Below are 20,975 nucleotides of genomic sequence, written 5' to 3' on the forward strand. Positions count from 1 at the left end.
GATCGCCCATGCACATCCACGACTTCGCCCATGCCGCAGCAGCCGCCGTCAACGCGCACGACCCTGCCGCCGTGGTCGCGCTCTGGGCCGAGCCCGCCGCCTACGACTCACCCCTCACTGGACCCCAGTCCGGACTCGACGCGCTGCGCGCACGGGAGGAGGCTCTCTTCGCCGGGTTCAGCGACCTCACCGCGACTATCACCCCGCTCGGACAGGAAGTCGACACGGGCGCGATGCTCGTCCGCTTCGACGGCACCCATGACGGTGCGTACGGCGGCTTCCCTCCCACCGGCCGCACGATCGCCCTCGAGATGATCGCCGTCGTCACCTTCGCCGACGACGGCCGCGTCATCGGAGAACGCGTCTTCATCGACACCGCCGGCATCGCCGCTCAACTCGGCGGCTGACTTCACGTAGCGCGACGGCGCCGATGCTCAGCTAGGGCCAGCGTGGACGCGTTCACCTTGGGGGCCGAAGATGCTGAGGATCTCTGCTTCAATCTCCCCATCGCTGCCGAACCAATGTGGTAGGCGCGTGTCGAACTCGGCGACCTCCCCAGCTTTCAGCACGAGGTCGCGCTCCCCTACGATCAACCGCATCCGCCCGGTCAGAACATAGAGCCACTCCGCGCCCTCGTGCGTTTTCAGCCGAGGAACCGAGTGTCCGCGCGGGACCACGATCTTCCAAGCCTGCGGCATCCCGGGCTGATGAGCGAGTGGCACGACCGTGCGCCCGTTCACCCGCCGGGGACGCAACCGCACCCGGGGATCGCCGGTCTCCGGAGCACCCACCAGTTCATCCAACGGGACGCGATACACCTGCGCGAGCGGCAGCAGCACCTCCAGGCTGGCGCGACGCTGCCCGTTCTCCAGACGTGAGAGCGTGCTCGACGAGACGCCCGTCCGCTCCGAGACGTCCGCGAGCGTCAATCCCCGCGCCTCACGCAACGCCTGCAACCGCGATCCGACACGGTCCAGCACGGAGCGCACATCCGCTCCTTCGGTCGCCTCCACGGATACCATCGAACACGCTCGTCCCTGTTTCGGCAAGAAACGTTGCGGTCTCAGCACTCGTGAATCGAGGCTGTGTCCATGTCCACACCATCTCGAGCCGTCGCTGGGCTCGCTCTTGCCATACTCACGGCCTCGGTGGGCACGAGCGCCGCGAACGTCGCGCTGCCCGCGCTCGTCACGGCGTTCACCGCGACGCCGGGTCAGGTGCAGTGGGTTGTCGTCGCTTACCTACTGGCGGTCACTTCGATCAGCGTGACCGCCGGATCAGCAGGTGACCGGTGGGGCCGGCGCCGGGTGCTACTCGCGGGAATCTCCATCTTCACCGTGGGCGCCGTGGCTGGCGCTCTCGCCCCGTCGCTCGTGACGCTCGTCATCGCGCGCGGTGTCCAGGGAGTCGGAGCGGCCGTGATGACGGCGCTGCCGCTCGCCCTCGCGAGGGACCTCGTTGCCGACGGCCGCACCGGCCGCATCATGGGGCTCCTCGGCACGACGTCCGCGGTGGGCACGGCACTCGGACCGGCTCTCGGCGGCGCGCTTATCGGATGGGGCGGGTGGACATCGCCCTTCTGGATGATGGCCCTTCTCGGGGCGGCGGCACTGCCCCTCGCCCTGACGGTCCCCTCAGCGCGAACGATCACTCGTCCGCGCCACCGCTTCGACGCCACCGGAAACGTCCTCCTCGGCGCGGGCATCGCCGCGTACGCCCTCGCGCTCACCGCGCCGATGCCGAACTGGCCGACGGCACCGCTCCTGATCGGCGCCGCAGCCCTTCTGATCGGCTTCCTCGCCGTCGAGCGACGCGCCGACGCCCCCGTCCTGCCCCCAGCGATGCTGCGCCACCGGACCATCACGACCGGCATGATCACGAACGTCCTCGTCGCCACGGTCATGATGACCACGCTCGTCGTCGGGCCCTACGCCCTCCACGACGGACTGCAGCTATCACTCCCCCTCGTCGGGCTCGTCATGGCCGTCGGTCCCGTGATCTCTGCGATCAGCGGCGTCCTCGCCGGGCGACTCGTCGACCGCACCTCACCACCCGTCATGATCACCGTCAGCCTGATAGCCCTGACCGTCGGCGCCGCAGCCCTCGCCACGGTGCCCACCTGGTGGGGCGTGGCCGGCTACATCGGCGCCCTCTTCGTCCTCACGCCCGGCTATCAGCTCTTCCTCGCCGCCAACAACACCCACACCCTCAGCGCTACAGACCCCACGCAGCGCGGCGCCATCGCCGGCGCACTCGGGCTCTCCCGCAACCTCGGCCTCATCACCGGCGCCTCCGCCATGGGCGCCCTTTACGCCACGCTCGCCGCTGAGTCGGACACGGCAGCGAACGGCCCATTGGATGCCGCGCAGACCACCTTCTTCATCGCCGCACTGCTCGCCGCGATCGCGGCCGCCGCATCTCTGATTGCATCCCGCTCCCTCCAGCCCCGCGCCCAGACCGCCCCACGAAAGGAACAACCGTGAATATCCTTTACACCGCCGAGGCCACCGCTCACGGAGACGGCCGCTCCGGCCACGTCGATACCCCCGACGGCACCCTCGACATCGACATGCGCATCCCCGTCGAGATGGGAGGCCCTGGTGGAGCAGCCAACCCAGAGATCCTCTTCGCCGCCGGCTACGCGGCCTGCTTCCACGGCTCCCTCCAGCTCGCCGCACGCATGCGCAAGGTCTCCCTTCACGACACCAGCGTCACCGCCCGCGTCAGCATCGGAGCCGACACCGACGGCGCCTACCGACTCGCCGCCGCCCTCACCGCTGTGCTACCCGGCGTCCCCGCCGACCAGGCCCGCGAGCTCGTCGACGCCGCACACCAGATCTGCCCGTACTCCCACGCGACCCGAAACAACCTGGATGTCACGATCAAGGTCGCCTGAGCGGCGCCCCACAGGCGCACCCGCTCGGCAACGATACGAGGCGCCAGCAGGGAATGGGCGGGAGCCTCGCCTGTCGGCGCTTTTTGAAGAAGTCGACAACAGCTGTCACGGCAGCCGAGGTTAGTGGTCGCGATGCCGAGCCCGTCACGCCGGAAATGAGAAGAACCTCCCGCATCACTGCGGGAGGTTCTTCGTCGACCTCTATGAGGCTCACCTCGTCCAGTGGTCTGAACATCCTCAATCCGGTCGGGATGACAGGATTTGAACCTGCGACCCCTTGACCCCCAGTCAAGTGCGCTACCAAGCTGCGCCACATCCCGGTCTGCTGTCCGCTCGCGGACAACTCCCCTATCCTACCGGTTCCGCGGAGCGCTCGCGAACGCGTGTCGCAAGTCCGGAGTACGGTCTCGTCATGAGCCAGATCGAGATCCTGCCGACATCGGCCGATCGCTTCGCCGATGCGGAGCACGCCCTCACCGGAGGAGGCGACGGCGCCTCGTGCTGGTGCCAGTGGTGGATGCTGCGCAACAAGGACTTCCAGGCCGCCACCACCGATGAGCGTCGCGAGCTGCTGCGCGGAGACCTCGCGGCCACCCCGGCATCCGCGCTCATCGCCTACGTCGACGGCATCGCCGCCGGTTGGGTGAAAGTCTCACCGCGACCCGACCAGCCTCGGCTGGCCGCCACCCGCGCCTTCCAGCAGTCGCCCGAGCCGTTCGACGACGAATCCGTCTGGGCGATCACCTGCTTCGTCGTCCGCAAGGAGTTCCGCGGTCACGGGCTCGCCCGGCGCCTGCTCGACGCCGCTGTCGAGCACGCCCGCTCCCACGGCGCACGGGTCATCGAGGGCTACCCCGTCGACACCGACGCGGGAAAGACGTCGTCGAACGACCTCTACCATGGCGCGCTGTCGAGCTTCGAGGATGCCGGGTTCATCGAAGTCGCTCGTCCGGGCGCCCGGCGCCCGATCGTCTCCCTCACCGTGGCCTGATCGCCCGCTCACCACACCGAAGAATCCGACAGGGCAGAATCGAGGGATGAGCGAGCCGTCCGTCCGCATCGATGCGTGGCTCTGGGCGGTGCGCGTCTACAAGACCCGCTCCGCCGCGACCACGGCGTGCCGCGCCGGGCATGTGCGCGTCGGCGGCGAGAAAGCGAAAGCCGCCCAGGCGGTGCGCATCGGCGACGAGATCCGCGTGCGCATCGCCGGGTTCGACCGCATCCTCGTCGTCCGCCAGCTGCTCACCAAACGCGTCGGCGCACCGGTCGCCGCCCTCGCCGCGGAGGACCGCACACCGCCGCGCGAGCCGGTCGCCCAACTCGCCGTCCGTGACCGCGGCGCCGGCCGGCCCACCAAGCGCGAGCGCCGCGACATCGACCGCCTGCGCGGACGCGACGCTGTCACCGGCTACGCGACCGACGACGACTGACCGCCGAGCGATCTCAGTCGAGGTCGAGCCACGACGGCCCGTGCGCCACGGCACCGAGCGCACCCACACGCGCCCGCAGTTCCCGGTCACTCGTCACCACGACCACACTCCGGCCCGCAGCAGCAAGCGCGGCGACCTCCGCGACGATCGCGTCGTCACCCTCGGCGTCGGCGCGCACCACCGTGAGTCCCGGAACCTCCTCGACCGCCCGCGCCTGGCCCTCGACCACGACACGCAGCTCGGGGAACCACACGTCCGCGGCAAGCCCCAGCCGCCCGGCATCCATTCCCTGCATCGACAGTGCGCGCAGCCGTTCCAGCAGCCGCGCGGTCGCACCCGCCCGATCCTTCCACCAGCCGTCGGGCACTGATCCGACGACGTTCGCTGCGTCGACCACCACGACCGGGTGCACCTCGAGCAGCGACCGCAGCAGCGGCCACGACGCGGCGAAGCCCGGATGCAGCGGGAAGGAGTCGACGGCATCCACGGGCACCCACGCCAGCTCACGGCTCTCCGGATCGCTGATCACCGGCTCGAACGGCACGACGACATCCGCGACGACCGTCGCATACGTCCACACATCCACGTCGTAGACGCTGATCAGGCGCGGCTGCACGGCGGATGCCGGCACTCCCGCCTCTTCCGCCGACTCGCGCAACGCCCCCTCGCATGCGGACTCGTCCTGATGGCGCGCACCACCCGGCAACCCCCACGTGTCGCCGAAGTGGCTCCAGGCCACGCGGTGCTGCAAGAGCACGCCGCGCTGCGGATCGACGGCGAGCAGGCCCGCGGCACCGAAGCGCCCCCAGTAGCGCGTGCCATCGTCGGCCACGACCCACGCGTCACCCGGATCACGCGGCCCGTCGGGGCGGCGCGGCTCGCCGGGGGCGGGAGGCACGATCGTCACCCGCCCAGCCTGTCACACCGCTCGGGCAGGGACCGCCCTGTGGCGAAGTTTTTGCACGGCGCATGACTCCCCGACACGCCCACATCTGGACGCGACAGCGACTCACACCCCCACATATTGTGGTCAGACCAAGCTCGCCTCCCTAGATATCGAAGGCAGGATCATCATGACCTCCCCCCGTTCCGTCTCCGTCGCCGAGACCATCGACGAGTACCTCGCCCGCGCCGACTGGCGGGTCAACGCGAACGCGAACCAGGGGTACTCGCTGGGCGGCATGATCCTGAACGCGGCGGGAAAGCTCATCGCCAACTACTGGCTCGACGAGGTCTACGCACCCGAGGCGGGCACGGCGCACCGCGAGGGCGATCTCCACATCCACGACCTCGACGTCTTCGCCGGCTACTGCGCCGGGTGGTCGCTGCGGATGGTGCTCGAGCAGGGCTTCAACGGCGTGCCCGGGAAGATCGCCTCGGCACCTCCCCGCCACTTCTCCAGCGCCCTCGGCCAACTGGTCAACTTCCTCGGAACGCTGCAGAACGAGTGGGCCGGTGCGCAGGCGTTCAGCTCGTTCGACACGTATCTGGCCCCCTACGTGCGCATCGACGACCTGAGCTACAACGAGGTGCGCCAGGCGATGCAGGAGTTCATCTTCAACCTCAACGTGCCCTCCCGCTGGGGCACGCAGACACCGTTCACCAACCTGACCTTCGACTGGGTCTGCCCCGACGACCTCGCCGATCAGCATCCCCTCGTCGGCGGCCGGGTGCAGGCGTTCGCCTACGGCGACCTGTCCGAGGAGATGGCCGTCATCAACCGCGCCTTCATCGACGTGATGACCGAGGGCGACCAGGACGGCCGCGCCTTCACGTTCCCCATCCCGACCTACAACATCACGAAGGACTTCGACTGGCACGGCCCCAACACCGACGCCCTCTTCGGGATGACCGCCAAGTACGGCCTGCCCTACTTCCAGAATTTCGTGACCTCCGACCTCGACCCGCACATGATCCGCTCGATGTGCTGCCGGCTGCAACTCGACCTCACCGAGCTGCTCAAGCGCGGAAACGGACTGTTCGGCTCCGCCGAGCAGACCGGGTCGATCGGCGTCGTGACCATCAACTGCGCGCGCCTCGGGTTCGTGCACTCCGGCGACGAGGATGCCGCCATCGCCCGCCTCGACGAACTGCTCGAGATCGCCCGCGACAGCCTGGTCGCCAAGCGCGCCGTCATCGCCCGCCACCTCGACGGCGGCCTCTTCCCCTACACGCAGCGCTACCTCGGCACGCTCGACAACCACTTCTCCACGATCGGCGTCAACGGCCTCAACGAGTACGTCCGCAACTTCACGCGCGATGCCGACGACATCACCACCGCACGCGGCATGAGCCTGGCCACGCGCCTGCTCGACCACGTCCGCGCGCGCATGGTCGAGTTCCAAGAGCAGACCGGGCACATGTTCAACCTCGAGGCCACGCCCGCCGAAGGAACGACCTACCGGTTCGCGAAGGAAGACATCGCGCGCCTTCCCGGCATCCGCCATGCGGGCACCGCCGACAACCCCTACTACACGAACTCGTCGCAGCTGCCCGTCGGCTACACGAGCGACCCCTTCCTCGCCATGCAGATGCAGGAGGCGCTGCAGGCGAAGTACACCGGCGGAACGGTGCTGCACCTCTACATGGGAGAAGCGATGCCGTCGGCCGCGGCCTGCCGCGAACTCGTCCGCCGGTCGCTGTCGCGCTTCCGACTGCCGTACATCACGGTGACACCCACCTTCTCGATCTGTCCCCGTCACGGCTACCGGTCCGGCCACCACGAGCAGTGCCCCGACTGCGGGGCCGCGTGCGAGGTGTGGACGCGCGTGATGGGTTACTTCCGGCCGATCGCCAGCTTCAACATCGGGAAGAAGGGCGAAGCTGAGGAGCGGGAGTACTTCTCCGCTGCCCTTCCCGCCGAGGAGGCGACATGGTCCGCACCGCTGCAGCCTGCGAACTGAACATCGCGGGGGTCACGGCGTTCTCGACCGTGGACTGGCCCGACATGATGACCGCGACGGTCTTCCTGCAGGGCTGCCCGTGGAACTGCTTCTATTGCCACAACCCGGCGCTCATCGATCCGCGGGCGGAGGGCGCCGTCACGTGGGCCGACGTCACCGACCTGCTCTGCGAACGGATGGGACTGCTCGATGGCGTCGTCTTCTCCGGCGGCGAGCCCACCCTGCAGCACGCGCTGGTTCCGGCGATGCAGATGGTGCGCACGCTCGGTTTCCGGGTGGGCCTGCACACCGCGGGCGCCTACCCGGGGCTGCTGGCTCGTGCGCTGCCCTACGTCGATTGGGTGGGACTGGACATCAAAGCCGTGCCCGACGACTACGCCACCGTCACCGGCCGCGCCCCCAGCGGCGGACACGCCTGGCGCTCGCTCGAACTCGTGCTCGGCAACCGGCTGCTGCGCGCCGGATCGGATCACCCGCTCGACTACGAGGTGCGCACCACCGTGCACCCGGCGGCGATCGACGACGCGGGACTGCGCGAACTCGGATGCCGTCTCGCCGACGCGGGCGTCGACACGTGGGCCGTGCAGCGGTTCCGCGAGACGGGAGCTCGACAGCCACTGCCCCGCGTGAGCGCGACGGATGCCGAGGCTGCTCCCCTGTGCTTGGACGACCTGCCGGTGGAGCGGTTCCGCTCGCTGGTCATCCGCTGAGGGCGGGGCAGGAGCGAAGACGCGCGCTCAGCGCTGGCGACGCTCGCGCACCCGCATGTTGACGACGATCGGCGTGCCCTCGAAGCCGAAGATCTCGCGCAGGCGCCGCTGGATGAACCGGCGGTAGCCCGGGTCGAGGAACCCGGTGGTGAACAGCACGAACGTGGGCGGGCGGGTGCCCGCCTGCGTGCCGAAGAGGATGCGCGGCTGCTTGCCTCCGCGCAGCGGATGCGGGTGCTCCGCGATGAGCTCGGCGAGGAACGCGTTGAACTTTCCGGTCGGAATGCGCTGATCCCATGACTCGAGAGCCGTCTCCAGCGCGGGGACGAGCTTGTCGAGGTGGCGACCCGTGCGCGCGGAGATGTTCACGCGCGGAGCCCACGCGACGTGCGCGAGGTCCTGTTCGATCTCGCGTTCCAGATAGCGGCGCCGGTCGGCGTTCTCCATGTCGTCGTCGTTGAGGCGATCCCACTTGTTGAACGCCAGCACGAGCGCGCGTCCCGACTCGAGCACGAGGTCGATGATGTTCAGATCCTGCACGCTGATCGACTGCGAGACGTCGAGCACGACGACGGCCACTTCGGCCTTCTCGAGCGCGGCCGAGGTGCGCAGCGACGCGTAGAAGTCGGCGCCCTGCTGCAGGTGCACCCGACGGCGGATGCCGGCGGTGTCGACGAAGCGCCACAGCTTGCCGCCGAGTTCGACGACCTCGTCCACCGGGTCGCGCGTGGTGCCGGCGAGCTCGTTGACGACGACGCGCTCCTCACCTGCGGCCTTGTTCAGCAGCGAGGACTTGCCGACGTTGGGGCGGCCGAGGATCGCGACGCGACGCGGTCCGCCGAGCTCGCCCTTGGCGACCGCCGAGACCTCCGGCAGCACCTTCATGACCTCGTCGAGCAGGTCGGCGACCCCGCGACCGTGGATGGCCGACACGGGGTGCGGCTCACCGAGGCCCAGGTTCCACAGCGCCGCGGCCTCGGGCTCCTGGCGGGCGTCGTCGATCTTGTTCGCGACGAGGAAGACCGGCTTCTTCGTCGTGCGCAGCAGCTTCACGACGGCCTCGTCGGTCGCGGTGGCGCCGACCATGGCGTCGACGACGAACAGCACGACATCGCACAGGTCGATGGCGACCTCTGCCTGCGCGGCGACCGACCGGTCGATGCCGCGGGCATCGGGCTCCCACCCGCCGGTGTCGACGAGCGAGAAGCGGCGATCCATCCACTCGGCCTTGTAGGTGACGCGGTCACGCGTGACGCCGGGCGTGTCCTCGACGACCGCCTCGCGCCGGCCGAGGATGCGGTTCACCAGCGCCGACTTGCCGACGTTCGGCCGTCCGACGATCGCGACGACCGGCAGCGCGGGCAGCATCTCGACGACCTCGCCGCCGGCGGTGAAGCCGGCGAGCAGGTCGTCGTCCTCGTCGTCCAGGTCGTAGTCGGCGAGCGACGCGCGCAGCGCGGCGGCCCGCTGTTCGGCGAGCTCCTCGTCGAGGTTCGCGAGCTTCTCTTCGATCTGGTCGGGACCGGCCTCGTACTCGTCTTCAGCGGCCATCGTGGTTCTCCTGTGGGGTGGGGACAGTCGCAGAGATCACGTCGAGGACGGCCTCCACGGTCTGAGCGAAATCGAGATCGGTCGAATCGACGACCGTCACGCCGTCGGCGGCGGTGAGGAAGTCGACGACGGCACTGTCGGCGGCATCCCGGCGGTGCAGCGCCGCGGCGACGGCGCCGGCGTCTTCGCCGGACAGCTCCGCGCTGCGCCGGGCGGCGCGCACGTCGGGTGCGGCGGTGAGGAGGATCCGCACCGCCGCGTCGGGGGCGACGACGGTGGCGATGTCGCGGCCTTCGACGACGACACCGGGACGGCCCGACTCGCGGACGAGCCGGCGGAACAGCTCGTTGACCTGCGCGCGCACGGCGGGAACGCGCGCGACGCCGCTGACGGCGGCGGTCACCCGCGGCTCACGGATCGCGGCGGTGACGTCGGTCTCTCCCACGCGCACCCAGTAGTCGTCGGGGTCGAGCGAGATGGCGTAGGGGAAGTCGGATGCCGCAGCCACCACGACGGCTTCGTCCGCCGTGTCGGAGGCAGCGCCCGTCCCCCGCGCCAGCACGTGCCATGCGAGGGCACGGTAGGCGGCGCCGGTGTCGAGGTAGCCGTAGCCGCGTGCGCGCGCGACCTGTTTGGACACGCTGGACTTGCCCGAACCGGCGGGCCCGTCGATGGCGATGGTGACGGTCATGAGGGCAGGCTCGCGATCTTCCAGCCGCGTGCGAGAAGGCCCTCCTCGGCGTGACGGACGATGGTCGGGTCGACACTGATCTCGGCCAGACCGAACTGCGCTCCGGGCGAATGCTCCAGGCGCAGGTCTTCGACGTTGACCCCGAGCTCGCCGAGCTCGCCGAACAGGCGTCCGAGCTGCCCCGGCGTGTCGTCGACCATGACGACGAGACTCTCGTATCGCCGGTTCTGCCCGTGCTTGCCGGGAAGACGCTCCACCCCGTCATTGCCGCGACGGATCGTGTCGGCGACGGCGCGACGTGCGCCGGGGGCGTCGGGGGCGCGGAGGGCGTCGGCCACGGCGCGCAGGTCATCGGAGAGTGCGTCGAGCACGTCGACGACCGGGGCGGAGTTGGCACCCAGGATCTGCACCCACAGCTCGGGCGCCGAGGCCGCGATACGCGTGGTGTCGCGCACGCCCTGCCCGGCCAGACGCAGCGAGCCGTCGGGGGCGTCGACGAACCGCCCGGCCAGCAGCGATGCCACCAGCTGCGGCACGTGCGACACGAGCGCGACGGCGCGGTCGTGCTCTTCCGGCGTCATCTCGATGGGAGTCGCGCCGAGGTCGAGGGCGAGTCCCTCGACGAGGGCCAGATCGGATGCCGGAGTCTCGGCATCGCGGCAGACGACCCACGGACGGCCCACGAAGATGTCCGCGCGCGCCGAGATGGCCCCGCCGCGTTCACGACCCGCCATCGGGTGCGAGCCGATGTAGTGCGTCAGGTCGACGCCGCGCTCCCGGAGCTCGTGCAGAGGGTCGAGCTTGACGCTGGCGACATCGGTGACGACGGCATCCGGGAATGCGGCCAGCTCGTCGGCGACGACGTCGGCCGTCACGTCCGGCGGAACGGCGACGACGACCAGCAGCGGGCGGTCGTCGTCACGTGCCGCACGACCGGCACCGTAGTCGATCGCGAGCCGCAACTGCGCGGGCGACGCGTCGGCGAGCGCGACGTCGACGCCGAGCGCGCGCAACGCATGGCCGATGCTGGCACCGAGCAGCCCGGCACCGACAATCCGGACCGTGCCGGAGGTGCGGGCCGCGCGGGTGCGCAGATCGGCAACGGCCTGTTCGGTCACTGTTCTCCGCCTCAGCTGTCCCCGGGCGGCGTAGGCGCCGCCTGGCGCGCCACGGTGAGCAGCGCGCCGCGTTCCACTGTAGTCAACTCGCGGGCACGCCCCGCCGGGAGGGTTCCCAGGTGGAGCGGCCCGAACTGACGCCGTACGAGGTCGAGCACGAGGTGACCGACGGCGGCCATCATGCGCCGGACGATGCGGTTGCGTCCAGAGTGCAGCGTGAGCTCGACGAGGGAAGTGCCCCCGGACGTGTCGAGCAGGCGCGCCTTGTCGGCGGCGATCGGACCGTCCTCCAGGTCGACGCCCGCGGTCAGCTGTGCGATCGTCTGGGCGGTCACGCGACCTGTGACCTTGGCGATGTAGACCTTCGTGACCCCGAAGGAGGGGTGGGCCAGCACATGGGCGAGCTCGCCGTCGTTGGTCAGCACGAGCAGTCCCGAGGTCTCGGCATCCAGCCGGCCGACGTTGTAGAGCCGCTCGTCCCAGTCCTTCGTGAAACGGCGGAGGTCAGGTCGGCCCTGCTCGTCCTTCATCGACGAGACGACGCCGGTCGGCTTGTTGAGCATGACGTAGCGCTTGGTGGTGTCGAGCTGGATCGCGGTGCCGTCCACATCGACGAGGTCGGATGCCGGGTCGATGCGGCGTCCGAGCTCGGTGACGACCTCTCCGTTCACGCGGATCCGGCCCTCCACGATGTACTGCTCGCAGACCCGACGCGAGGCGACTCCGGCATTGGCGAGCACCTTCTGCAGGCGCACGCCCTCGGCATCCGCTGTGTTCGTCATCGCAGCACCTCCGCGTCGAAACCGTCCGAGCCGTCGTCGAGCAGCGGCGAGATGTGCGGTAGCTCGTCGAGGGAGTTGATGCCCAGGTTCACCAGCAGCGCGTCCGTCGTGCCGTAGTTGATCGCGCCGGTCTCGGGGTCGGTGAACAGCTCGGTGATGAGGCCTCGCGCCAGCAGCGTGCGCACCACCGAGTCGACGTTGACGGCGCGGATCGAGGCGACCTGGCTGCGCGTGACGGGCTGCTTGTACGCGATGACGGCGAGCGTCTCCAGCGCCGCCTGCGACAGGCGCGACGGGGCCTGGCCGCCGACGTACTCGGCGATGAGGTCGTCGTGCTCATCTCGCACGTACAGCCGCCAGCCGCCACCCACTTCGCGAAGCTCGAAACCACGGCGAGGGCCGCCCGTCTCGCCGTCGTAGTCGGCGACGAGCGTTTCGACGGCCTGACGAACGGTCGGCACCGGGGCACCGACGGCGGCGGCGAGGGCGACGAGACTCTGCGGCTCGTCGACGATCAGCAGGATGGCCTCGATGCGGCGCGCGACGTCAGCGGGCTCCTGTGAGCGCACCGGTGGGGCGGTGTCGCTGTCGGTCTCAGTGGTCATAGTCGGCTCCCAGGGTGGCGAGGTTCTCTTCGGACCACCGCTCGGCGGTCCAGCGCAGGGTCAGCTCGCCGAGCGGCTCGATCTGCTCGAACGAGAGGGCGGCGTGACGGTAGAGCTCGAGCACCGCGAGGAAGCGCGCGACGACGACACCAGTCTGCGCGACCCCGGCGACGAGCTCTCGGAAGTTGAGGGTTCCGGCGTCACGCAGCAGCGTCACGACGATCGCGGCCTGCTCGCGGATGGATACGAGCGGCGCGTGCAGGTGGTCGAGCCCGACGTGCGGAATCTCCTTGGGGGCGAAGGCGAGCATCGCGAGGGCGGCGAAGTCCTCTTTCGACAGCGTCCAGACGAGCTCGGGAACGGCGCGACGGTACTTCTCGTCGAGGCGCACCGCGCGCACGTGCCGCCGGTCTTCGCGACGGAGGCTCCGTTCGAACCAGGCCGACACCTCCTTGAACGCGCGGTACTGCAGCAGCCGCGCGAACAGCAGGTCGCGCGCTTCGAGCAGGGCGACGGACTCGGCATCCACGAGTTCACCCTGCGGCAGCAGACCGGCGACCTTCATGTCGAGCAGCGTCGCCGCCACGACGAGGAACTCGGAGGCCTGATCCAGTTCGTCGTCGGACTCGAGACCCTTCAGATACGAGATGAACTCGTCGGTGACCCGGCTGAGGGAGATCTCGGTGATGTCGAGCTCATGCTTGCCGAGGAGCGTCAGCAGAAGGTCGAACGGGCCGTCGAAGTTGGCGAGGGAGACCCGGAACCCGGTCGACTCGCTCTCCGAAGCGGTCGGAGTCTCCGCGGTGGCGACCTCGGGGTCGTCAGGCGACGGCGCCACGAGCCACCAGCTCCCGCGCGAGGCGCAGGTAGGCCTGGGCGGCGGCGTGCTCCGGGGCGAACGTCGTGATGGGAACGCCCGACACCGACGCGTCTGGGAACTTCACCGTGCGCCCGATCACCGTCTCGAGGACGTCGTCGCCGAACGCCTCCACGACGCGCTCGAGCACCTCGCGCGAGTGGAGCGTGCGCGGGTCGTACATCGTCGCGAGCACACCGTCCAGCTCGATCGCCGGGTTGAGCCGGTCGCGCACCTTGTCGATCGTCTCGATGAGCAGGGCGACCCCGCGCAGGGCGAAGAACTCGCACTCCAGCGGGATGAGCACGCCGTGGCTCGCCGTGAGCGCGTTGACCGTCAGCAGACCCAGGGAGGGCTGGCAGTCGATGAGGATGACGTCGTACTCCCCCGCGACCTTGCGCAGAACGCGGGCGAGGATCGTCTCACGGGCGACCTCGTTGACGAGGTGCACCTCCGCCGCCGACAGGTCGATGTTGGCGGGGATGACGTCCAGCCCGTCCACCGAGGTGTGCACGATCGTCTCGTGCGGGTCGCGCTTGGTGTCCAGCAGCAGGTCGTAGATCGTCGGGATGTCGTGGGTCTGGATGCCCAGGCCCGCCGACAGCGCACCCTGGGGGTCGAAGTCGATGGCGAGCACGCGACGCCCGTACTGGGCAAGCGAGGCGGCCAGGTTGATCGTGGTCGTCGTCTTGCCGACGCCGCCCTTCTGGTTGCACAGGGCGATGATGCGCGCGGGGCCGTGCGCCGACAGCGGCGGCGGGGTCGGGAAGCCCTGGTACGGCCGACCGGTGGGACCGATGGGCACGTCCTCCGAGAGGGCCTTCTTCGTCCCCCGCGTCTTATCCGCCACCGACACTCCTGCTTCCTGATGCCCTTCCCAGGGCCGGACGGACCTGCGCCGCCGTGTTCCTCGATTCTCGCACAGGGTGGCGGCGGCTCAGCCGAGGCCCCGCAGGGTGTCGACGTCGACGAGCCCGGCGTGAAGCCCTCCACCGGCGATCAGCGACGGGATCGATACGGTCCGGATCTCGTTCTCGACGACGTCGCGTGCGTGCTGGAGGGATGCCGAGACCTCCGGCGATCCGGTGAGGGCGACGATCCGCGCGACATCGTCCGCGGTGTAGCCGTCGTCGGTCAGCCACTGCTGCAGTCGCTGGGTCGCGTCGGCGGCGCTCGCGGCGTTCATCCATTCCTGGGTCGTGGTGCCGTCGGACGCCTGCGTCGTGAACAGCTGCTCGAGGATGTACCAGTCCCCGGTCGGTGCGGCAGCGGCGTTCGACGGGCCCGCGGCCGCGCGTTCGGCCTCGAACGCGCGGGTCGCGGCGAGATAGGTGGCGACCAGCTGCGAGTTGGCGAACTTGTCACCGAAGCCGCCGCGGATCGGATACGCGAGGTAGGTCACGTTGTGTGTGCCGTCGAAGCCGGCGTCGCGCATGTTGCGGAACAACTGCGCGCAGTAGCGGCATCCGGGATCGAGAACCTCCAGCGCCGTGGGACGCCCGGCGGTGTACCCGCCGAGATAGGTGGCGTCGGCGGAGGCGAAGTCCGCGGCATCCCAGGTGCGCAGTCGACTCGGGATCGTCGCGATCGTGTCGCCCACCGACGCGAACTCGCGTCCGAAAGCGCCGAAGACGTCGCCCTCTCCGATCGACTCCCAGAAGCCGGGCTGGCCGGCGTCGATCGAGCACGCCTGTGCGGCCAGCGAGCAGGCCTGCGCGTTCTGCTTGTCGCAGGTGCCGTAGACGAAGAGGTTCAGGCCGCTGCGCCCGACGAGATAGAGGCTGACGACGAGGCTCAGCACCATGAGCCACGCGACCACCTCGATCGCGATGCTGGCCGGACGCACCAGTCGCGGCGCCCGCAGCGCCAGAGGCGCCAGCAGCGAGTTCTTGACGTCGTCGCGGAACGTCGTGTCGCACGGACGCATGGTCACCCGACGCCACGCGCAGCTCCACGCCGTGCCGAGAAGCCTGCGGTATTTCGCCGATACCGCCGAGAGCACCAGCACGACGATGAACGCGACGATGCAGACCATGTCACAGTCCCTTCATCATCGCGGTCATGACCTCGAGCGTGCGGTCGATGTCCGCGTCGGTGTTGTGGGCGCCGACGCTGAAGCGCACGAGCGGCCCGAGGCCGCGGCGCTCGAGAATCCAGTAGTGCGCGCAGAACGCGCCGCTGCGGACGGCGATGCCGGCGCGCGCGAGGAAGGCGGCGAGCCGGTGCCCGTCGACGCGCTCGGGCAGCACCGAGATCACCGGCGACGCCGCACCGATCATCTGCAGACGCGGCAGCGCGGCGAGGCCGTCGTGAAGTCGCGCGCCCAGTCGGGCTTCGTACGCGGACAGTGTCTCGCCGCCGGCGCCGCGGACGTCGCCGAGCCAGTCCAATGCAGCGCCGAACCCGATGATCTCCGCCCATGCCTGCAGACCCGGTTCGAGCCGCGTGTGGGGGTCGGGCAGCAGGGCGAAGTCGTCGGCCGTGACGGCACTGACCTGGCCGCCGCCCACCAGGACGGGATCGAGTGAGAGCAGCAGCTCACGGGTGGCGACGACCACACCGAGCGAGGGGCCGTACATCTTGTGCGCCGAGAAGCAGATCGCGTCGGCGTCGAGACCGCGAAGAGCGTCCAACGCGTGACCCGCCGCCTGAGCCGCGTCGACGATCACGATGCCGCCCCCGCGGTGCACGCTCGCGATGAGCTCACGAAGGTCCGGCGTCACGGCGCCGATCACGTTGTCCATCGCCGACACGACCACGACGGCGTCCCGCACCGCCTCGGGATCGACGAGCACGCGGGCGTCGTCGTCTCGCTCCACGACGACGCGCGGGATGCCGGCGCGCCGCGCGGCCGCGATCGTCGAGAGGAACACGGCGTTGTGCTCGGTGACGGTCGTGACGATGCGCGCGAAGCGCCCGGGCGGCAGTGCCGACAGCAGCAGGTTGAGTCCGTACGTCGTGTTCAGTGTGAAGGCGCACGAGTAGTGGCGAGGAGACACCCCCAGGGTGGCCAGGACCCGCTCTCGGACCCGTGCCACCTCGGCATCCACCCGGCGCCCCGCGTCGTAGCGCACACGCCCTCCGCAGGCGTAGAGGCGCTGGTAGTAGTCCTGGACGGCGTCGATCACCGGCTGCGGTCGCAGCGTCTGGCAGGCGGAGTCGAGGTAGACCTCGTCGGCGCTCAGATACTCGAAGCCCGGTCGGCCGCCGGCTCCGGCCGTCGGCGCGCCGGACGCGCGGTCGGCATGCCGGCCGAACAGCCCTCGTCGGGTCGGTCGGCGCGCGGCATCCATTCCGCCATTGTGGTCGGACCTCTCGGGTCCGCGTCGGGGCTCCGGCCGTGAAAGATCCGGACGCCGCCGAGGTTCAGATGAGACTGCCGATGACGTCCAGTCGCACCTGGGCCGCCACCGCGATCACGAGGTAGTCCAGCACGACGACGAGGGGAAGCCACGACAGCACGGCGACGCCGATGCGCCGCACGCCGACCGCACTGCCCCAGACGCCGTCGGCCAGGGTCCACCCCAGCACCGTCCAGAACAGCGGGATCGTCACGAGCCAGATGACCATGCACCAGGGGCACAGCGAGCCGTATTCGAAGACACTGCGGTAGGCGAGCACGTGCACGAACACGAACGCACCGGCGACGAAGATCGCGTACACGCGCCAGAACCACGTACGCAGCCCTCCGGGCGCGGCGAGGGCCGAGACACCGGCGTAGACCGGCCCGAAGAACAGCATGATGCCGATGATCGCGTTGCTGAATCCCAGCAGGTTGCCACCCGGCGACAGCAGGTTCGGCCCGCACGTCACGATCGGGCTGATGCTGCAGCTGATCAGCGGCGTGCCACCGGTCAGCTGGCCGATGTACTCCAGGTACAGCAGAAACGCGACGATGCCGCCGAGCGCCCCGGCGACGATCCACCAGATCGCAAGACCGCGCCCCGGAAGGTGAAGGCGAGGCGTCGCGGCGGTGGTCGCGGGGGCGGAAGGCGCAACGATCATGGCGCCATCGTCTCTCGCCGTCGGTCGTCGCGTCGTCTCGATGCGCCGTATTTATACCGCCGCGGCGGCGGGAGCCGACATCCGCGCGCGGCTCAGCGTGCCCGCGGGTGCGACGTGAGGTACACGTCGCGCAGGGCGTCGACGGTCACGTGCGTGTAGATCTGCGTCGTCGCCACCGATGCGTGACCGAGCAGTTCCTGCACGACGCGCACGTCGGCCCCGCCCTGCAGGAGGTGCGTCGCGAAGGAGTGCCGGAAGGTGTGCGGCGACACGTGCGCGCGCAGGCCCGCCCGCTCGGCCGCCGCCTGAATGATCAGCCACGCACTCTGGCGCGACAGAGGCGCCCCGCGCGCGCCGAGGAACAATCGCGGGGTCGCGTGCCCGCGACGTGAAAGTTCCGGGCGCGAGCGCGCCAGATAGGCGTCGACGGCGGCCCGAGCGTACGAGCCGACCGGCACGATGCGCTCCTTCTGTCCCTTTCCGCGTACGCGCAGCAGGTCGGCGTCGCCGGCGATGTCATCGACGTCGAGCTGCATCACTTCCGAGACGCGCGCACCGGTGGCGTAGAGCAGTTCGAGCAGGGCGCGGTCGCGAAGTCGGATCACATCGGTCTCGGTCGCGGCGCCGGGTGCGGGGCCCGCGGCATCCAGGAGCGCGCCGATCTGATCGATCGTCAACGCCTTCGGCAGGCGCTGGGGGGTCTTCGGCGGGGTCAGGCGATCGCTCGCGTCCGACGTCTCGATGCCCTCCCGCACGAGGAAGCGGTGCAGGCCGCGCACGGACGACTGCAACCGCGCCAGAGACGTCGCCGCGGGCGGTGGATCAGCAGCGGCGCGATCGGCGGCGAACTGCGCGACCAGCGCCGGAGTGATCGCCGACGTGTCCTCGACGCCGGCGGCCGCAAGCCACTCGCGATAGCCTTCGAGGTCACGGCGGTAGGCCGCGATCGTGTGCTCGGAGAGCCCGCGCTCGATCGTGATGTGACGCAGGTATGCGTCGACCGCACGCTCGAGCCTCACCGCATCACCGGCCGCGAGGAACGCTCACCGACACGCGTCATCGCGCGAGGCCGGATCCGTCCTCGCCGATGCGCCGCGACCGCCGCGGCCAGGGGGCGTCGCCCGGAGCCAGCGTCGCCCAGTCGCGCGCACGCGACGCGTGGGCGGCGAGCGTGCCGACGACCAGAGACGGATTCTGCACGCGGCGCGCGAGCACGGCGTCGACGACCTCGTCCAGAGGCACCCACCGCACCTCGATGTCGGCTTCCTCCGCCTCCCGCGCGAACGTCTCGTCCGCCGCACGCAGGTCGCGCGCGAGGTAGATGCGGATGGTCTCGTCGCTGCCGCCGGGCGAGGTCATGAACTCCCCCAGCACGTGCCAGGATGCCGCGACCAGGTCCGCCTCCTCGGCGAGCTCACGCTGGGCCGCCACGAGCGGCGACTCCCCTCCGATGTCGAGCAGCCCCGCAGGGATCTCCCAGTCGCGCAGTCGCACGGGGTGACGGTACTGCTTGATGAGCAGCACCCGATCGTTCTCGTCGAGCGCGAACACCGCCACTGCGCCGGTGTGATCCATGTACTCGCGGACGATGGACGTCCCGTTGTAGGCGAGTTCGTCGCGACGGATGTTCCATACCCGACCGACGAACGGCGTCTCACTGCGGACGACCTCGACGTCCACTGCCTCGTCGGCCAGCGGCTCCGCACCGCTCGGGTCAGTCACCCTCCACCTCGAAGAGCTCACTCGAGCGGTGCCGCTCCAGCGCCGCCGCGATGAGACCGCGGAACAGCGGGTTCGCCTCGGTCGGCCGCGAACGCAGTTCGGGGTGGGCCTGCGTGGCGATGTAGTACGGGTGCACCTCGCGCGGCAGCTCGACGTACTCGACGAGCCCATGATCGGGCGACAGCCCCGAGAACCGCATGCCGGCGTCGGCGATCTGATCGCGGTAGCGGTTGTTGACCTCGTAGCGGTGGCGGTGACGCTCGCTGGCGCGCTCGGCGCCGTAGACCTCCGCCGCCAGCGACCCCTCGGCCAGTTCGGCCTCGTAGAGCCCGAGCCGCATCGTGCCGCCCATGTCGCCGTGGTCGATGATGTCGACCTGCTCGGCCATCGTCGCGATCACCGGGTGCGTGGTGTCGGGATCGAACTCGCTGGACGACGCCCCCTCGATACCGGCGACGTTGCGCGCGTACTCGATGACCATGCACTGCAGTCCCAGGCAGATGCCGAGCGTGGGAATGCCCTGCTCGCGGGCGAAGCGCAGCGCGCCGAGCTTGCCCTCGATACCGCGGATGCCGAAGCCACCGGGAACGACGATGCCGTCGAGCGCGCCGAGCGCCTTCTCGGCACCCTCGGGCGTCTCGCAGAGGTCGGAGGCGATCCACTGCACCTGGACCTTCGTCTCCTGCGCGAATCCTCCGGCTTTGAGGGCCTCGGTGACCGACAGGTACGCGTCCGGAAGATCGATGTACTTGCCGACGAGACCGATCGTCACCTCGTGCTTGGGGTTGTGGACCGCGTTGAGCACCTTGCTCCAGCGCGTCCAATCGACCTCGGCGGCCTTGTTCGTAAGGCCCAGCGCGTCGACGATGTAGCCGTCGAGGCCCTGCTCGTTGAGCATGGTCGGAATGTCGTAGATCGACGGCACGTCCACCGCGTTGACCACGGCATCCTCATCGACGTCGCACATCAAGGCGATCTTGCGCTTGTTCGATTCGGTGACGGGACGGTCGCTGCGCAGCACGAGGGCGTCGGGCTGGATGCCGATGGAGCGGAGGGCGGCCACGGAGTGCTGGGTGGGCTTGGTCTTCTGCTCGCCCGACGCGCCCATGAACGGCACGAGGGAGACGTGCACGAAGAAGACGTTCTTGCGCCCGAGCTCATGGCGGATCTGGCGCGCCGACTCGATGAACGGCTGCGACTCGATGTCGCCGACGGTGCCGCCGATCTCCGTGATGATCACGTCCGGCTTGGGCGTCTCGTCGGCCTGCAGACGCATGCGGCGCTTGATCTCGTCGGTGATGTGCGGAATGACCTGCACCGTGTCGCCGAGGTACTCGCCGCGGCGCTCGCGTGCGATCACCTGGGAGTAGATCTGCCCCGTGGTCACGTTGGCGGCCTGGCTCAGCTCGATGTCGAGGAAGCGCTCGTAGTGGCCGATGTCGAGGTCGGTCTCCGCCCCGTCGTCGGTGACGAACACCTCGCCGTGCTGGAACGGGTTCATCGTGCCCGGGTCGACGTTCAGGTACGGGTCGAGCTTCTGCATCACCACGCGCAGTCCGCGCGCTGTCAGCAGATTACCCAAAGACGCGGCGGTCAGACCCTTCCCCAAAGACGAAACGACACCGCCCGTCACGAAGATGTGCTTGGTGGTGTCGCTTGAAGTCTTGCCCGCCGTCTTACCTGCTGAATGAGTGTCCGTCACGGGC

22 protein-coding genes and 1 tRNA gene are annotated in these 20,975 nt (G+C 69.7%); 7 read left to right on the forward strand and 16 right to left on the reverse strand.

The annotated features are described in order from the left end of the window. Nucleotides 1-8 precede the first annotated feature (8 nt). Nucleotides 9-407: an ester cyclase gene (locus tag CEP17_RS06825; RefSeq protein WP_112931706.1), complete on the forward strand. Its 399-nt coding sequence runs from the start codon at nucleotides 9-11 to the stop codon at nucleotides 405-407. 27 nt (nucleotides 408-434) lie between these two features. Here the strand turns inward: CEP17_RS06825 and CEP17_RS06830 are convergent, their stop codons facing one another. Further along, entirely contained in the window at nucleotides 435-1,013 is a 579-nt protein-coding gene (locus CEP17_RS06830; RefSeq protein WP_239498603.1) for an XRE family transcriptional regulator, read from the reverse strand. Nucleotides 1,014-1,091: 78 nt separating this feature from the next. Between CEP17_RS06830 and CEP17_RS06835 the strand changes: the two genes are divergently transcribed. Together CEP17_RS06835 and CEP17_RS06840 are read left to right on the forward strand one after the other, a co-directional pair. Then, nucleotides 1,092-2,483, forward strand: coding sequence for an MFS transporter (locus CEP17_RS06835; protein WP_112931708.1), 1,392 nt, complete (start codon nucleotides 1,092-1,094; stop codon nucleotides 2,481-2,483). Beyond that, nucleotides 2,480-2,896 carry an organic hydroperoxide resistance protein gene (locus tag CEP17_RS06840; RefSeq protein ID WP_112931709.1) on the forward strand — a complete coding sequence of 139 codons (417 nt, stop codon included), beginning with the start codon at nucleotides 2,480-2,482 and terminating at the stop codon, nucleotides 2,894-2,896. Before CEP17_RS06835 ends, CEP17_RS06840 begins: the two co-directional genes overlap by 4 nt. Nucleotides 2,897-3,142: 246 nt before the next feature. Here CEP17_RS06840 and CEP17_RS06845 read toward each other — a convergent pair. Next, nucleotides 3,143-3,216: transfer RNA gene (locus CEP17_RS06845), tRNA-Pro, on the reverse strand. A gap of 92 nt (nucleotides 3,217-3,308) precedes the next feature. On the opposite strand from CEP17_RS06845, the gene CEP17_RS06850 reads away from it, so the two are divergent. Further along, nucleotides 3,309-3,887 (forward strand): GNAT family N-acetyltransferase, encoded by a 579-nt coding sequence (locus CEP17_RS06850; RefSeq protein WP_112931710.1) that lies wholly within the window; start codon nucleotides 3,309-3,311, stop codon nucleotides 3,885-3,887. Nucleotides 3,888-3,933: 46 nt separating this feature from the next. Next, on the forward strand, nucleotides 3,934-4,326 hold the full coding sequence (locus CEP17_RS06855) for an RNA-binding S4 domain-containing protein (RefSeq protein WP_039416363.1): 393 nt from the start codon (nucleotides 3,934-3,936) through the stop codon (nucleotides 4,324-4,326). Between the two features lie 13 nt (nucleotides 4,327-4,339). Here CEP17_RS06855 and CEP17_RS06860 read toward each other — a convergent pair whose 3' ends face one another. After that, nucleotides 4,340-5,233, reverse strand: coding sequence for an NUDIX domain-containing protein (locus tag CEP17_RS06860; protein ID WP_112931711.1), 894 nt, complete (start codon nucleotides 5,231-5,233; stop codon nucleotides 4,340-4,342). Between the two features lie 166 nt (nucleotides 5,234-5,399). Between CEP17_RS06860 and CEP17_RS06865 the strand changes: the two genes are divergently transcribed. Together CEP17_RS06865 and CEP17_RS06870 are read left to right on the forward strand one after the other, a co-directional pair. Then, nucleotides 5,400-7,229: a ribonucleoside triphosphate reductase gene (locus CEP17_RS06865; protein WP_112931712.1), complete on the forward strand. Its 1,830-nt coding sequence runs from the start codon at nucleotides 5,400-5,402 to the stop codon at nucleotides 7,227-7,229. Continuing rightward, on the forward strand, nucleotides 7,199-7,939 hold the full coding sequence (locus tag CEP17_RS06870) for an anaerobic ribonucleoside-triphosphate reductase activating protein (protein WP_112931713.1): 741 nt from the start codon (nucleotides 7,199-7,201) through the stop codon (nucleotides 7,937-7,939). Before CEP17_RS06865 ends, CEP17_RS06870 begins: the two co-directional genes overlap by 31 nt. A 27-nt stretch (nucleotides 7,940-7,966) precedes the next feature. Here CEP17_RS06870 and der read toward each other — a convergent pair whose 3' ends face one another. The 13 genes from der to CEP17_RS06935 all read right to left on the reverse strand — a co-directional run bounded on the left by der (nucleotide 7,967) and on the right by CEP17_RS06935 (nucleotide 20,971). Beyond that, nucleotides 7,967-9,490, reverse strand: a complete 1,524-nt coding sequence (gene der, locus CEP17_RS06875) for a ribosome biogenesis GTPase Der (RefSeq protein WP_112931714.1) — start codon at nucleotides 9,488-9,490, stop codon at nucleotides 7,967-7,969. Continuing rightward, nucleotides 9,480-10,181, reverse strand: a complete 702-nt coding sequence (gene cmk / locus CEP17_RS06880) for a (d)CMP kinase (RefSeq protein ID WP_112931715.1) — start codon at nucleotides 10,179-10,181, stop codon at nucleotides 9,480-9,482. Before cmk ends, der begins: the two co-directional genes overlap by 11 nt. Next, on the reverse strand, nucleotides 10,178-11,299 hold the full coding sequence (locus tag CEP17_RS06885) for a prephenate dehydrogenase (RefSeq protein ID WP_039416356.1): 1,122 nt from the start codon (nucleotides 11,297-11,299) through the stop codon (nucleotides 10,178-10,180). The genes cmk and CEP17_RS06885 overlap by 4 nt, the downstream gene beginning before the upstream one ends. A gap of 11 nt (nucleotides 11,300-11,310) precedes the next feature. After that, nucleotides 11,311-12,081 (reverse strand): pseudouridine synthase, encoded by a 771-nt coding sequence (locus CEP17_RS06890; protein WP_112931716.1) that lies wholly within the window; start codon nucleotides 12,079-12,081, stop codon nucleotides 11,311-11,313. After that, entirely contained in the window at nucleotides 12,078-12,686 is a 609-nt protein-coding gene (scpB, locus tag CEP17_RS06895; protein WP_039416354.1) for an SMC-Scp complex subunit ScpB, read from the reverse strand. The genes CEP17_RS06890 and scpB overlap by 4 nt, the downstream gene beginning before the upstream one ends. Then, complete coding sequence (locus CEP17_RS06900) at nucleotides 12,676-13,524, reverse strand: ScpA family protein (protein ID WP_112931717.1); 849 nt, start codon at nucleotides 13,522-13,524, stop codon at nucleotides 12,676-12,678. Before CEP17_RS06900 ends, scpB begins: the two co-directional genes overlap by 11 nt. Beyond that, nucleotides 13,508-14,392 carry a ParA family protein gene (locus CEP17_RS06905; RefSeq protein WP_112932893.1) on the reverse strand — a complete coding sequence of 295 codons (885 nt, stop codon included), beginning with the start codon at nucleotides 14,390-14,392 and terminating at the stop codon, nucleotides 13,508-13,510. The genes CEP17_RS06900 and CEP17_RS06905 overlap by 17 nt, the downstream gene beginning before the upstream one ends. Nucleotides 14,393-14,479: 87 nt before the next feature. Continuing rightward, nucleotides 14,480-15,577 (reverse strand): hypothetical protein, encoded by a 1,098-nt coding sequence (locus CEP17_RS06910; RefSeq protein ID WP_112931718.1) that lies wholly within the window; start codon nucleotides 15,575-15,577, stop codon nucleotides 14,480-14,482. A 1-nt stretch (nucleotide 15,578) separates the two neighbouring features. After that, complete coding sequence (locus CEP17_RS06915; RefSeq protein ID WP_112931719.1) at nucleotides 15,579-16,835, reverse strand: aminotransferase class V-fold PLP-dependent enzyme; 1,257 nt, start codon at nucleotides 16,833-16,835, stop codon at nucleotides 15,579-15,581. A 73-nt stretch (nucleotides 16,836-16,908) separates the two neighbouring features. Then, nucleotides 16,909-17,547 carry a vitamin K epoxide reductase family protein gene (locus CEP17_RS06920; RefSeq protein ID WP_112931720.1) on the reverse strand — a complete coding sequence of 213 codons (639 nt, stop codon included), beginning with the start codon at nucleotides 17,545-17,547 and terminating at the stop codon, nucleotides 16,909-16,911. Nucleotides 17,548-17,639: 92 nt separating this feature from the next. Then, nucleotides 17,640-18,566, reverse strand: a complete 927-nt coding sequence (gene xerD, locus CEP17_RS06925; protein WP_039416349.1) for a site-specific tyrosine recombinase XerD — start codon at nucleotides 18,564-18,566, stop codon at nucleotides 17,640-17,642. 37 nt (nucleotides 18,567-18,603) lie between these two features. Continuing rightward, the gene (locus tag CEP17_RS06930) at nucleotides 18,604-19,269 is read right to left on the reverse strand and encodes an NUDIX hydrolase (RefSeq protein ID WP_036317856.1); all 666 of its coding nucleotides are present in this window, start codon (nucleotides 19,267-19,269) and stop codon (nucleotides 18,604-18,606) included. Beyond that, on the reverse strand, nucleotides 19,262-20,971 hold the full coding sequence (locus CEP17_RS06935) for a CTP synthase (RefSeq protein ID WP_112931721.1): 1,710 nt from the start codon (nucleotides 20,969-20,971) through the stop codon (nucleotides 19,262-19,264). Before CEP17_RS06935 ends, CEP17_RS06930 begins: the two co-directional genes overlap by 8 nt. Between the last annotated feature and the right edge of the window lie 4 nt (nucleotides 20,972-20,975).

Origin of the sequence: Microbacterium sp. PM5 (genome assembly GCF_003293595.1) — a bacterium.
Taxonomy (GTDB): domain Bacteria; phylum Actinomycetota; class Actinomycetes; order Actinomycetales; family Microbacteriaceae; genus Microbacterium.